The organism is Mycetocola sp. CAN_C7 (assembly GCF_015752285.1).
In the GTDB taxonomy this organism is placed as follows: domain Bacteria; phylum Actinomycetota; class Actinomycetes; order Actinomycetales; family Microbacteriaceae; genus Mycetocola_A.
Map to the genome: position 1 here is coordinate 66,410 of NZ_JADOUY010000001.1, position 13,936 is coordinate 80,345.

General features: G+C 67.3%; 6 protein-coding genes. All 6 read right to left on the reverse strand.

Translation table 11 applies throughout. The features are described 5' to 3' along the window. Positions 1–5 precede the first annotated feature (5 nt). Positions 6–2,591 carry a DNA polymerase III subunit gamma and tau gene (locus IWX78_RS00305; RefSeq protein ID WP_196831415.1) on the reverse strand — a complete coding sequence of 862 codons (2,586 nt, stop codon included), beginning with the start codon at positions 2,589–2,591 and terminating at the stop codon, positions 6–8. A 143-nt stretch (positions 2,592–2,734) separates the two neighbouring features. After that, positions 2,735–4,360: a sensor histidine kinase gene (locus tag IWX78_RS00310; protein ID WP_196831416.1), complete on the reverse strand. Its 1,626-nt coding sequence runs from the start codon at positions 4,358–4,360 to the stop codon at positions 2,735–2,737. An 8-nt stretch (positions 4,361–4,368) separates the two neighbouring features. After that, positions 4,369–5,574 carry an acetate/propionate family kinase gene (locus IWX78_RS00315; RefSeq protein ID WP_196831417.1) on the reverse strand — a complete coding sequence of 402 codons (1,206 nt, stop codon included), beginning with the start codon at positions 5,572–5,574 and terminating at the stop codon, positions 4,369–4,371. Beyond that, positions 5,571–7,685, reverse strand: a complete 2,115-nt coding sequence (gene pta, locus IWX78_RS00320) for a phosphate acetyltransferase (RefSeq protein ID WP_196831418.1) — start codon at positions 7,683–7,685, stop codon at positions 5,571–5,573. The genes IWX78_RS00315 and pta overlap by 4 nt, the downstream gene beginning before the upstream one ends. Positions 7,686–7,719: 34 nt before the next feature. Then, positions 7,720–10,194 carry a phosphoketolase family protein gene (locus tag IWX78_RS00325; RefSeq protein ID WP_196831419.1) on the reverse strand — a complete coding sequence of 825 codons (2,475 nt, stop codon included), beginning with the start codon at positions 10,192–10,194 and terminating at the stop codon, positions 7,720–7,722. 153 nt (positions 10,195–10,347) lie between these two features. Continuing rightward, positions 10,348–13,902 (reverse strand): endo-1,4-beta-xylanase, encoded by a 3,555-nt coding sequence (locus IWX78_RS00330; RefSeq protein WP_196831420.1) that lies wholly within the window; start codon positions 13,900–13,902, stop codon positions 10,348–10,350. Positions 13,903–13,936: the final 34 nt, after the last annotated feature.

The following is a 13,936-nucleotide window of genomic DNA, read 5'->3' on the forward strand; positions in this document are numbered from 1 at the left end:
CGGTTCTAGTCTCTGTTGAAGCGGGCCGGCGGGGTGTGCGGTTGCTCCTCGATGAAGCTTGCGCCGAGGAGTTCACGCACCACCGATTCGCCGTATCGGGTGGATGCTGCGGGATGCGCCGGCCGTCGGCCCGAACGACCATCGGATGCCGGTGCGTCAGCGCGCGGGGCGGTCGCAGAACGGGCGGACGCATTCGCGGCGGGGCGCGTCGACTGATCGGTCGCGCCACGAACGCCCGGAGGCGTCTGGTCGCCGGACGGGCGCTGGCCAGCGGGCGGCGCGAATTGCCCCGGAGGGATTGCCGAAGTCACCTCGCCGATCGCCACCGGTTCGGAGTAGCCGGGGTCGACCTGCGGGTCGGGGTAGGGCGGCTCGTCGTCTGGCGGCGGAGCGTCACGATCATCGGGTGTGGGCGGAGCCGCGGTCGATGACCGTGCCACGGGGGCCGACACACCAGACCGGGCGGGAACGGCGGGTTCGACGACCGATGCCTCTACGGCCGTCGGATCGGATGTGGGGATGGCGACGACGTGCCAGCCGCCGTCCGCAGGAGCTTCCGCCGCCTGTGGGCGTACCGCTGCACGCGCAGGGGCAGGGGCAGGGGCAGGGGCAGGGGCAGGGGCAGCCACCGTACGGCTTGCGCTGACGGGCGACGCCGCGGCTGTCGAAGCGGGCGCTGGTGCAGCGGGGGCGGCGGGCGCGGCAGCTGCGGGTGAGGTCGGGGCTGACGAAGCAGGTGCTGACGCACGTGCCGGCGACCCGGTCGTCGACGCTCCGGCCGGTGACGCAGCAGAAGCGGTCGGGTTCGCGGTCGATCCAGCCGGCGGTGAGGGCGGTGTCGCCGGTGCTGTCTGCGGAGCTGCGGAGGGCACGGTATCCGCGGGTGGCGCTGAAGCCGAAGGAGCGGCGGGCACCGCAGGAGCGGCCGTGGGTGCACCAGTCGTGGGAGGCGTGGCGGACTCGCGCGGAGCATCCGCTTCGCCGGGCGCATCGACGTGCGCGATGAATTTGACGGTGACGCCGAGCACATCGAGAATCGCCTGGCGCACGATGGTGCTGACTCCGTCGCCGGCCTTGAGGAGCTTGAAGTCCTCGACGTCTTTCATGCTCGGGAAGCTGAGACGCAGCACGCCGTCGTCGCTGAAGGCGCGAACGGATGCCGTCTGCGCGACCAGCCAGGCCGAACGCTTGGCCGCTGCGACCCGGTCGAGGACCTCGGTCCACGAGTCGCGCATCTGCTGCAGGCTCACCGGTCCGACGGGCTTCACGGTGACCGGCGCGGCGGGCTTCAGCGTCACCGGATCGGCGAGCTTTTCCGCGGCCGCCGGCGGAGTGGCGGGCTCGTCGACGGGTTTCGGTGTCGACGGCACGGCAGCAGGAGGAACCGCAGCCGACACCTCGGCGGGAGGGGTCTGCGACGCGGCATCCGACATGCCGACCCGGCGTTCGAGCCGTTCGACGCGAGCGAGTGCACCGCGGGCGGAGTCGTCCATCGACGGGACGAGCACGCGCGCGACCATGAGTTCGAGGTGCAGACGGGGCGAGGTTGCACCGGTCATCTCACTCAGCGCGGTGTTGACGATGTCTGCCGTGCGGCTGAGCTCGGCCTGGCCGAAGCCGGTGGCCTGCACCGACATGTGGTCGAGTTCGTCTTGCGGGATGCCACGCAGAACGGATGCCGCGTCTCCCCCGGTCGCGCCGACGACGATGAGGTCGCGGAGGCGCTCGAGGAGGTCATCGACGAAACGCCGTGGGTCCTGGCCGGTCTGGATGACGCGGTCGACTGCGGTGAAGGCGGCGCCGGCATCCCGGGCGGAAAGCGCGTCGATGACCTCGTCGAGCAGGGCGGAGTGGGTGTAGCCGAGGAGGGCGACTGCACGCTCATAATCGACGGTGTCGCCTTCGGACCCGGCCATGAGCTGGTCGAGGAGCGAGAGGGTATCGCGGGCAGAACCGCCGCCTGCACGGACGACGAGCGGCAGAACGCCCGGCTCGACCTGCATCTTTTCGGACTCGCACAGGGTCTGCACGTATTCGAGCATCTGGGCCGGCGGGATGAGCCGGAACGGGTAGTGGTGCGTGCGCGAACGGATCGTGCCGATGACCTTGTCTGGCTCGGTCGTGGCAAAGATGAACTTGATGTGCTCCGGTGGCTCTTCGACGATCTTGAGCAGCGCGTTGAAGCCCTGCGGGGTGACCATGTGGGCCTCGTCGAGGATGAAGATCTTGTACCGGTCGCGGGCCGGAGCGAAGATGGCCCGCTCGCGGAGGTCACGGGCGTCGTCGACACCGTTGTGGCTGGCGGCGTCGATCTCGACGACGTCGAGTGATCCGCTGCCGTCACGGCTGAGTTCGACACAGCTCGGGCAGACTCCGCACGGGGTGTCGGTGGGCCCCTCGACGCAGTTGAGGCAGCGGGCGAGGATGCGGGCAGACGTGGTCTTGCCGCAGCCGCGCGGACCGCTGAAGAGGTAGGCGTGGTTGACCCGGTTGGTGCGAAGGGCGGTGCGCAGCGGATCGGTCACCTGAGACTGACCGATCAGCTCGGCAAAGGACTCTGGCCGGTAACGGCGATACAGGGCTGTAACCACCCCTTCATCGTAGTCGCCGCCGCCGACAGTGCGGCGGGCTGCTCCTTCGGCGAGAGTGCAGTAGTGGCGCAAAAAGCCAGGGTTCGTGAACCGCTACTGCACTCTCGGCAGCAAGGCACAACCGCACAGCCGCGCAGGCCGCGTCAACGCACGGGGAGCGTCACCGTGACCGTGGTTCCCCGCCCGATCGCACTGGCGAACGCCACCGATCCGTCGTGTTCGGCGGCGATCGCCTTGGTCACCGCGAGGGCGAGCCCAACGCCCGGCAGGTATTCGCCCGCACTGATTGCCCGGTAGAACGGCGATGTCAGGGCCTCGAGCAGCTCAGGAGGGATCCCCTCCCCGGTGTCGACGACGGCGACGTGGACCGCACCCGCCGACTCGCCGACCCGCACGGTCACCTGACCGTCCGGGGCGCTGAACCTCACCGCGTTCGACACCAGGTTGCTGATCGCCCGGGCGACGCGAACGGGGTCGATGATCGCGGTTGCCGCCCCCTCAGCCTCGAGAACAATGCTCACCCGAGCGGTCGACGCCGCCGGCCTGTGTCGTTCGATCACGCTCTCGCACAGCGCGACGAGGTCAGTGAATTCGCGCTGCAGTCGCACGGCATCCTTGTCTTGGGCGGCCGTTTCGATCAGGTTGTTAACCAGCACCTGGAGACGGTCCGCGTTCCTCTCGATCACGAGCAGGTTCTCTCGAGTGTCTTCCTGCACCTTCGACGAGTCGTCGAGAAGGAGCTCAACGTAGCCGACGATCGACGCGAGCGGTGTCCGGAATTCGTGCGAAACCGCGCTGACGAATGCGTCTTTCGCCGCAATCGTCTCGAGGTAGGCGGTGACGTCATCGAGCGCAATGACTGTGCCGCTGAACGCGCCTGACGCATCGGAGAGCGGTCGGGCCGACGCCGAGATGGCATGCTGACCTCCGTCGCCAGCGCGGATCCAGACGACCTGGTTGGAGTACTCGTCACCGGCGAGCGCGCGCGAGATGATGCCCCGCCCTGGAGTGACAGGTGTCTTGCGGTCCGCCTGCATCATGAAGCCGTCCCGTTCCAGCTCCAACGTGGTTCGTTGGTTGACGACGCTCACCGGGTGCACGAGCACCGACCGGTTGGCCAGAATTTGCTGGCCGTGAGCGTCGTAGGCCACGATGCCGACGTCGACCGCGTTGAGCATCCCGTCGAGCAGTTCGAAGCTGCGTTTCTCGCGCGCGAGAGCCGCAGCGGTCTCTCGTTCCTGCGCCACCAGAGAACCGATGCTCGCCGCCACCCGGCGAGAGGCAATGTAGGTACTGGCCGTTGAAACCGCCCCCATCGCAGGGATCAGAAAATTGCTGAGAGCCTCCTCGAGATCGAGCGCGCCGTTGGCGCCAGGGGTGGGAACCTCGATGAGGCCCAGGGAGAGTAAGACAGCGACCACGGCGAAGCCGAGTTTCCCGGACCATCCGAGCCACAGGGCAGGAAGGAAGGCGAGATAGCCGATGGCATGCACATGCTGCTCCGGCAGCTGACGCATCACGATCAGGGCGATCATGTCCAGGATGGGAACGAGGAGCAGCCAGTCCGAGTCTGTCCGACCCACAACGGCTGCCAGCCCGGAAGCGGCGATCACGATGCTGATGGCGATGGCGAACGCCGGCGTCTTCAGGGGTGCAGGGTCGACGAGGAGCGCGACGACGATGGCGCCAGCGACAATCGCCAGGGCGACCACCTGGATGGCAACCTCGGCCCGGTAGCCGCCCCATCGCGACCCCAGTCCCGCTGCCATCCGTTCGCTCATACGATCGACATCGTCTGGCGAGCGATCTCGAGCTCTTCGTTGGTGGGGATCACCAGCACAGTGACGTCGGAGTCGTCGCTGGAGATCCGCCGGGCGTCACGAGATTTCGCGGTGTTCCGTTCATCACTGATGCGGATGCCGAACGCTTCGAGACCGGCGAGCGCTGCGGCGCGAACCGGCGCGGCATTCTCCCCCACGCCGGCGGTGAACGCGATGACGTCGACGCGGCCCAGCTGGGCCATGTAGTTGCCGACGTAGCCCTTGAGCCGGTGGATGTAGACGTCGAACGCGAGGATCGCATTCTCGTCACCCTCTGCGGACCTGCTGAGCACGTCGCGCATGTCGTTCGCTCCGGACATGCCGAGCAGGCCGCTCTTGCGGTTGAGCAGGGCGTCGATCTCGTCGACGCTCATGCCGGCGCGGCGGTGCAGGTAGACGAGCACGGCCGGGTCGAGGTCGCCCGACCGGGTTCCCATCACGAGCCCCTCAAGCGGTGTGAGGCCCATCGAGGTCTCCACCGAGCGGCCGCCGGCGATCGCCGACGCCGATGCTCCGTTGCCGAGGTGGAGCACGATCTGGTTGAGCTCGGCGAGCGGGCGGTCGACGAACGCAGCCGCCTGCTCGGAGACGAACTTGTGCGACGTGCCGTGGAAGCCGTACTTGCGCACCCGATACTTCTGCGCGACCTTCGCGTCGATCGCATAGCTGTACGAGGCGGGCGAGAGGGTCTGGTGGAACGCGGTGTCGAACACGGCGACGTGGGGAACATCACCGAACGCCTCCTGGGCAGCTTCGATGCCTTGCAGGTTCGCCGGGTTGTGAAGCGGCGCAAGCCCGGCGAGCTCCTCGATGTTGATCTTCACGAGGTCGGTGATGAGGGTGGGTTCGAAGAAGCGCTTGCCTCCGTGGACGACCCGGTGTCCGACGGCGAGAAGCGGATGCTGCTCGAGCGAGGGTCCGTTCTCGGCGAAGGCGTCGAGCATCACCCGGAACCCTGCCGTGTGGTCGGGGATGGGGAGGTCGCGTTCGGTGGTGGCGTCGGGTGACCCGGCGGCATCCGCCGGAACGGTGTGGACTGCGTGCCCCGAACTGTCGCCGATCCGTTCGACGAGTCCGGTGGCGAGCATCTGCTCGGTGCGCATGTCGATCAGCTGGTACTTGAACGACGACGACCCGGAGTTGACGATCAGAACGGCGCTCATGCGGGCAACTCTCCCTGCGCCTGGATCGCCGTGATCGCGACGGTGTTGACGATGTCCTGCACGAGGGCTCCGCGCGAGAGGTCGTTGATCGGCTTGTTGAGACCCTGGAGGACCGGTCCGATCGCAACGGCACCCGCGGAACGCTGCACGGCCTTGTAGGTGTTGTTGCCGGTGTTGAGGTCGGGGAAGATGAACACGGTCGCCCGGCCGGCCACTTCTGAACCGGGCATCTTCGAGGCGCCGACCGCGGCATCCGCTGCGGCGTCGTACTGGATCGGGCCCTCGACGAGCAGGTCAGGTCGACGCGAACGCACGAGCCCCGTCGCCTCGCGCACCTTCTCGACGTCTGCCCCTGAACCGGACTCCCCCGTCGAGTATGAGAGCATCGCGACGCGCGGGTCGATGCCGAACTGCACGGCCGTTTCGGTGGAGGAGATGGCGATGTCCGCGAGCTGCGACGCGTCGGGATCGGGGATGACGGCGCAGTCGCCGTAGACGAGGACGCGGTCCTGAAGCGCCATGAGGAACACCGACGAAACGACGTTGACGCCCGGCTTTGTCTTGATGATCTCGAAGCCGGGGCGGATCGTGTGTGCGGTCGTGTGGGCAGCACCGGAGACCATGCCGTCCGCGAGCCCGAGGTGCACCATCATCGTGCCGAAGTACGAGACGTCGGAGACCTGGTCCCGTGCCTGATCGAGAGTGACGCCCTTGTGGGCGCGCAGGCGGGCGTACTCCTCAGCGAACTTCAGCCCGAGCACCGGGTCGTGTGGTGAAAGGACCTCGGCGGCGGAGATGTCGAGGCCGAGCTCGATGGCCCGCGACCGGACCTCGAACGATTCGCCGAGGATCGTGAGTTCGGCGACTCCGCGCGCGAGCAGCGTGTGCGCAGCCCGGAGGATGCGGTCGTCGTCGCCCTCGGGCAGAACGATGTGCTTGCGGTTCGCCCTGGCCCGTTCGAGCAGCCCGTACTCGAACATCAGCGGGGTGACGACGGCGGTGCGGCTCACCTCGAGCCGGGCGAACAGGGCTGCTGAGTCGACGTGCTGCTCGTAGAGCGCGAGAGCGGCGTCGTATTTGCGCTGCGAGTCGGCGGCGAGACGCCCACGGGTGCGGGTGATCGCGACGATCGTGTCGTAGGTGCCGAGTCCGGTGCGGATGATCGGCAGTGTCTGCGGCAGACCGTCGAGGAGCCGCTCGACGGGCTCGGGCAGGTCGAACCCGCCGTTGAGCACGATGCCGGCGATCGACGGGAACGTGCCAGAGCTCTGGGCCATCATGGCGGCGAGGAGCACCTCTGTGCGGTCGCCGGCGACGACGAGAACGGCGCCCTCGATGAGCCGGGGAAGCACGTTCACCATTCCCATTCCAGCGACGACGACGCCGAGCGCCTCCCGTGCCAGCAGGGCCGGATCGCCCTTGAGGAGCACACCGTCCGTTGCTTCCATGATCGATTCCATGCTGGGCGCGATGAGGTACGGGTCCTCGGGGATCGCCCAGACCGGCACACCGGGTTCGGCTTTCTCGATCGCAGCGGTCACCTCACCCAGGCGGGACGGGTCGACGCGGTTGGCGACGATCGCCAGGAGGGTGGCGTGAGCGTTGCGGAGTTCGAGGAGCGCAAGCTCGGCGATGTCTCCCATGTGGTCGGCGGTGCGCGGATCGGCCTGGCCGAGTCGCTCCCCCGAGCCCTGGTTCGACCGACCGCCCAGCACGAGCAGCACGGGGGCGCCGAGGTTGGTGGCGATGCGGGCGTTGTATCCGAGTTCGGTCGGGCTGCCGACGTCGGTGTAGTCGGAGCCGAGGATGACGACGGCATCGCACTTCGCCTCGACCGCTTTGTACCGTTCGACGATGTTCGACAGCGCCGCGTCGGCATCCGCGTGGACGGCGTCGTAGGTGACCCCGATGCATTCGTCGTACTCGAGGTCGACACTGTCGTGACTGAGCAGCAGGTCGACGACGTAGTCGCGCTCAGAGGTCGAGCGCGCGATCGGGCGGAACACCCCCACTCGCTGTGCGCGGTGGGAGAGGGTATCGAGGGTACCGAGCGCGATCGTCGACTTACCGGTGTGCCCTTCGGCTGACGTGATGTAGATGCTTGTGGCCACAGGTCAACCCTACGTTGCTGTGCTCACGCGGGGCTCAGGCGTTGTCCGAGCCGGTGTCTGCGACGCGTTCCTGGGCATCTTCCTGAGACACCCCTGCCCCGTCGCCCGACCACTGCCAGTTCGCCACCTCAGGGAAGTCTTCACCGTGATCGCGCGTGTACTGGCGGGCGTGCAGGCGGGCATCCTGCATCTCCTGACGGAGGCCGGCAGCCGTCGCCGCGAGCTGGGGCACCCGGTCGATCACATCGATGACGAGCCGATACCGGTCGAGGTCGTTGAGCATGACCATGTCGAACGGCGTCGTCGTCGTGCCCTCCTCCTTGTACCCGCGCACGTGCAGGTTGTCGTGCCCGTTGCGCTTGTAGGTGAGGCGGTGGATCAGCCACGGATAGCCGTGGTACGCGAAGACGACCGGCTTGTCTGTCGTGAAGATCGTGTCGAACTCGGCGTCGCTCAGGCCGTGCGGATGCTCGCTCTCGCCCTGCAGTCGCATGAGGTCGACGACGTTGACGAAGCGCACCGAGAGCTCGGGAAGACGCTCACGCAGAATGGATGCCGCAGCGAGCGCCTCGAGCGTCGGCACGTCACCGGCGCAGGCGAGCACCACGTCGGGCTCGGTTCCCGGCGTCTCGGTTCCTGCCCACTCCCAGAGTCCCAGACCGCGGGTGCAATGGGCGACGGCCTCGTCCATGGTGAGCCAGTTCGCCTGCGGCTGTTTGCCGGCAACGACGACGTTGACGTAGTCGACCGACCGGAGAACGTGGTCGTAGGTGGAGAGCAGGGTGTTGGCATCCGGTGGCAGGTACACCCGGACGACGTCGGCTTTCTTGTTCACGACGTGGTCGATGAAGCCGGGGTCCTGGTGGCTGAAGCCGTTGTGGTCCTGACGCCAGACGTGGCTGGAGAGCAGGTAGTTGAGGCTCGACACCGGGCTCCGCCACGGGATCTCCCGCGTCGTCTTGAGCCACTTCGCGTGCTGGTTGAACATCGAATCGATGATGTGGATGAACGCTTCGTAGCAGTTGAACAGGCCGTGCCTGCCGGTCAGCAGGTAACCCTCCAGCCAGCCCTGGCACTGGTGCTCGCTCAGCACTTCCATCACCCGACCCGCCCGGACGAGGTTCGTGTCGACGGGCAGGATCTCGGCGTTCCACTGCTTGCCGGTGTGTTCGTACACCGAGGGGGCGAGCCGGTTGGATGCCGTCTCATCCGGTCCGAAGATACGGAAATTGTGCGGGTTCTCGGCGATCACGTCTGCGAGCCAGATTCCGAGGACCTTGGTTGCTTCTGCGGTCGTGGCGCCGGGCTCGGGAACGTCGACGCCGTAGTTGCGGAAGTCGGGCAGGTCGAGCTCCCGTCGCAGCAGACCGCCGTTCGCGTGCGGGGTCGCGCTCATCCGGAACGAGCCGGTCGGCGCGAGCGCAGCGATCTCGGCGTTCAGCGTGCCGGCGTCGTCGAAGAGCTCGTCCGGGCGGTAGCTCTTCAGCCAGTCCTCGAGAATGCGCGTGTGCTCGGGAGTGTCGCGAGCGTTCGCGAGCGGAACCTGGTGAGCGCGCCACGTGTTCTCCACGGGCTGGCCGTCGATCTCGGCCGGGCAGGTCCAGCCTTTCGGCGTGCGCAGGATGATCATCGGCCAGCGCGGCCTGGTGACATCATCGCCGGCCGCCTGCTGCTCGCGTGCTTTCTGCCTGATGGCGGCGATCTCGTCCATCACGGTGTCGAGCGTCTCGGCCATGCGGGCGTGCGCGAGCATCGGATCTTCACGGTCGAAACCGCCGGAGACGATGTGCGGGGTGTGGCCGTAACCGCGCATCAGGTCGAGGAGTTCTTCCTCGGGGATGCGGGCGAGAATGGTGGGGTTCGCGATCTTGTAGCCGTTGAGGTGGAGGATCGGCAGCACGACGCCGTCGTGGATCGGGTCGACGAACTTGTTCGAATGCCAGCTCGTGGCGAGCGGCCCGGTCTCGGCCTCACCGTCGCCGACGACCGCAGCGACGACGAGGTCGGGGTTGTCGAACGCGGCGCCGTAGGCGTGGCTCAGTGCGTACCCGAGCTCGCCGCCCTCATGGATCGAGCCGGGGGTCTCCGGAGCAACGTGGCTCGGGATGCCGCCGGGGAACGAGAACTGGCGGAACAGGCGACGCAGGCCGTCTTCGTCCTGGCTGATCCGGGCGTACACCTCCGAGTAGGTGCCTTCGAGGTACGAGTTGGCGACCATGCCTGGGCCGCCGTGACCGGGCCCGGCCACGTAGAGCGCCGACTGCTCCCGTTCTCGGATGATCCGGTTGAGGTGGGCGTAGACGAAGTTGAGGCCAGGGGTCGTTCCCCAGTGCCCGAGCAGGCGTGGCTTGATGTGGTCGACGGTGAGCGGCTTCCGCAGCAGCGGGTTGTCGAGGAGGTAGATCTGGCCGATCGACAGGTAGTTCGCCGCTCTCCACCAGGCGTCGATGCCTGCCAGGTCGGTCGAGGTGTGGGTGGAGGTGTCGAGGTCGTCCTTCTGGGCTGCCATGGCCTCATCCTAGGGACGCGGGTCGTGCGGCCGATAGGGCCGAACGGCCCGGGACTGACGGTGGTATGCGACGATGGCATCCGCCCCGGTCGAGAGCACCTGTTGCACAGGGAACCTTCGACCGAGACGGATGCCTTCGAGGAGCAGCGGCCGCTAGCCGAGCGCCGCCGCCCGGCGGGCACGAACCAGAACGGCACCCGCGAGCACCAGCACCAGTCCGAGCCAGATCCAGCCAGCCAGGTCGGACCCCGTGTTCGCGAGGCCATCGTCCCCGGCCGGGTCAGCGCCCGGTACGGCACCTGCAGCAGCGAGTACGGTGACGGATGCCGCGGCGAGCGGAACCCCGTCCTGGAGCGCAGCGATCTCGTACGCCCCTGCCGCGGTGTCGGCCGGGATGGTGAGCCGCACTGTCGCGGTGCCGTCGGCATCCGTCGTCACCGTATCGAGCACAGCAGGCACGGCGAGCGCGAACAGCAAGAACTGCGGTGCCGGTTCGCGCAGGACGAGCTCGATGTCTGCTTCGGGTTCGAAGCCGCTGAGCTCGACGTCGACCGTTCCACCGGACACGACACGGCCAGGGCTCACCGTGAGCAGCGGTTCGGATGCCTCGACCGCAGACACCAGCTGGGCAACGCCCCAGCGGGCGGTCGACTGGTAGCCGGCACCGGACGGGTCGGCCCAGTTGCGGATGCCCGTTCGAGCGCCGTTCGATGCATCGTTGACCTGCAGGTCCAGACCCTGGAACGAGCCTGCACCGCCGGACTCCAGCAGACTCACCGCAACCTCGACGCGGTAGCCCGACTCCGTTCGCGTCGTCGCCGACTCGACGCGGGCACGCTGGAACGCTTCGTCTCCGGTTCCGAACGACACCACGTTGTCTGCACTGATGCGGATCTGGGTGTCGTCGTAGCGGTACGAGCCGTTCTTGTAGTTGCCTGCGTCGACATAGATCTCGACCGAGTCCTGGATCCACGGGTCGGATCCGGAGACATCCACCGTCGGGTCGGTGACCTCGGCGAGCAGGTAGAGCGTGTTGTCGCGCCACAGCGAGCTGAAGACAGCGGATGCTCCTGCGGCTCCCTCGACCTGTTTGGTCGTTTCGACGGTTCCAGCACTCGCCCACAGGTCGTCGATGTCGCCGTCGATCGCGGGAGCCGTGATCGTCTCGGCGACCTCCTGGTACGAAAGCGGCTCGAGGAGGGTCAGCGTTCCCACTGTGCCCTCCGTGTTCCATCCGGTCGTCGATCCGTCGTTTCCGACGCGGACGTCGAACTCGACGGTGTCACCCTGGGCTGCGCCCTCGAGCGGGAGGTGCGCGACGATGCGGTACCCGGCATCGGTTTCGGTGACGACGCCGTCGACATCGCCACCGCCGTCGCGGCCGATCGTCGCGGTCTGGCCCGCCCAGGTGAACTCGACGCCGTCTGAGGCATCCGTCGTCGTGTCGTTCACCTCGACGTACGCGGTGAGGTGGTCCGGCTGCCAGCGCAGCTGGAACGCCGCGTTCTGCTCGATCGGCTGCAGCGGGAGCTGCTGCCAGGCGAGAGCATCCGTCGCCTGGTCGTCGAGCGGAACGTTCCCCTGGAACACGTTCGCCGTGCGCAACCGGGCGGGCAGCTCGGTGTCGACGATGCCGTAATAGGCAGGCTTCGCCGTGAACGCATCGGTGAACACCAGTGGCGCACCTGAGCTGTTGCGCCAGCTGCGACCGTCGGTCAGGCCCCAGACCGTCACCGAGAACAATTCGTCGGAGTAGTCGCGGAAGATCCGGAACGCGTCACGGTAGTAATAGCCCTGCTCGACGAGTTTCGCCTGGGTCACCGGGGTGCCCGTTGTGACGTCGAGTTCGGTGACGGCCTGTGTGAGGCCGAGCCCGGAGAACGCCTCCAACGCGGTTTCGAGTGCGGTGACCGGAAGCGACAGGCTCACGTGGAACTGGTGGCCGACGCCGTCGACCGGCGTTCCTCGTTCGAGCATCCGCTCGACGAGGGCGAGCAGGCGAGCCTGCTTGCCGCTCTGCTCCGTGTTGTAGTCGTTGATGAAGAGGGTGACGGGGCGGTCAGCATCCGCTGCGGCGAACTCGTCGTTGAACGCCTCATCGGCGTACTGGAACGACAGGTCGATGAACTGCTCACCGAGGATACGGAACCACTCGCTTCGGCGCAGGCCGTCAGCGTTCTCGTTGCCGTCTGAGACGACCTCGTTGACGACGTCGAAGGCGTACAGCGGGTTCGACTCGCTCCCGAACTCGCCGTAGGTGTCGCTCAGGTACTCAGCGACGGCGAAGATGTGGCCGCGCAGGCGGTCCTTGAGGATCTGCTGATCGGCATCACCGGCGGTGAGGGCGACGCCCGCATCGTCCTGGAAGAACCACGCCGGAGTCTGGGAGTGCCAGACCAGGGTGTGACCGTAGACAGGCAGGTCGTTGTCCTGCGCGAACTGCATCAGGGTGTCGGCCTCGGCGTGCGGGGTGAAGACGCCGTCGGCGTCGTACCAGGCCTCTGGCTTCATGTAGTTCTCCGACGTGACCTGATTGAAGTGCCTGGTCAGCAGCTCGGCGGCGGTTCCGGTCGTCTCACGGCTGTCGATCGCTGCGCCGACCGGAAAGTCGACGGTGTCCTGGATCGGGGTGAGGTCTTCGACCTCTCCCGCGGCGGGGACGGTGACGGTGATGTCGTCGACGAGGAACGCCGAGGTGTTTCCGCCGTTGTACGCCGTCTCGAGGTAGAGCAGAGCCTCGTCTGCTGCGCCCATCTGGAAGGTCTGGGTGATCTGTACCCAGTCACTGTTCGACATGCCGGCGAACTGGCCGAGGGTGCCGTACGAGGTCGACCCTCCGGTCGTGCGCGCCAGGCTCAGCCAGACGTCGCCCGGGGTCTGCCCGGCGGCGAACTTGACCCAGGCAGACACCTCGTACGACTGACCGGGGATCAGGATGCCGGTGACGTCGTGCCCGATGCCCTGGCCCTCAGACACGCGGTCCGAGATCAGCGCGGACTGCGTGCCGCTGTGGGCTTCGTCGGTGGAAACGGTGACGGATGCCGCACCGCTCGCGTCTTCGCGAGGAATCCAGGTGCCGAGTCCGTCTTCGAAGCCGGTATTGAGCGACGAGAGGTCGGAATCCGCCGGTGGGTCTGTGGGGTCGGTGGGGTCATCGGCCGGGGTGTTCGAAATCGAGAGGTCGTCGACGAGGTAACTGTATGCGGCTCCGCCGGGAAGATCTGCTGTGCCGATGTAGGCCTGCAGGGTGGCGACGTCCGTTCCAGCGGGGACCTCGAGGGTTCCCGTGACGGTGCTCCACGCGTCTGCCGTCATCGTCGTGTTACCGACCCAGGTGTACGCCGGTTTGAGGACGAAACGGACGCCGACCGGCGCTGCCGCGGCATCCGCCAGTCGAACGCGCATCGAGAAGGTGAGCGTGTCGCCAACGGCGACGTCGTCGAAGAAACCGGCAGGGGTCTGGATGCCGCTGAAGTCGCTGGCACGGTCGCCCACGCGCAGTGCGGTGCCCCCGTCGTCGCCGTCGTCGACGTAGGTGAGAGCGGGGTCGCCGCTCGACTCCCAGCCGCCGAGCGTGCTGTCGTCGAAGCCGGTGGAGACGAGGGTCTCCGGTTCGGCCGCCGTGGCCGGCACGGTCAGCACCGGGACGAGAAGTCCGGCTGCCACCGTGCCGATGACGATGTTGCGGAACAGGGATCTGACGCTCATGACGCTCCTTTGCGTGATGTCAAGCGAGGTGCAC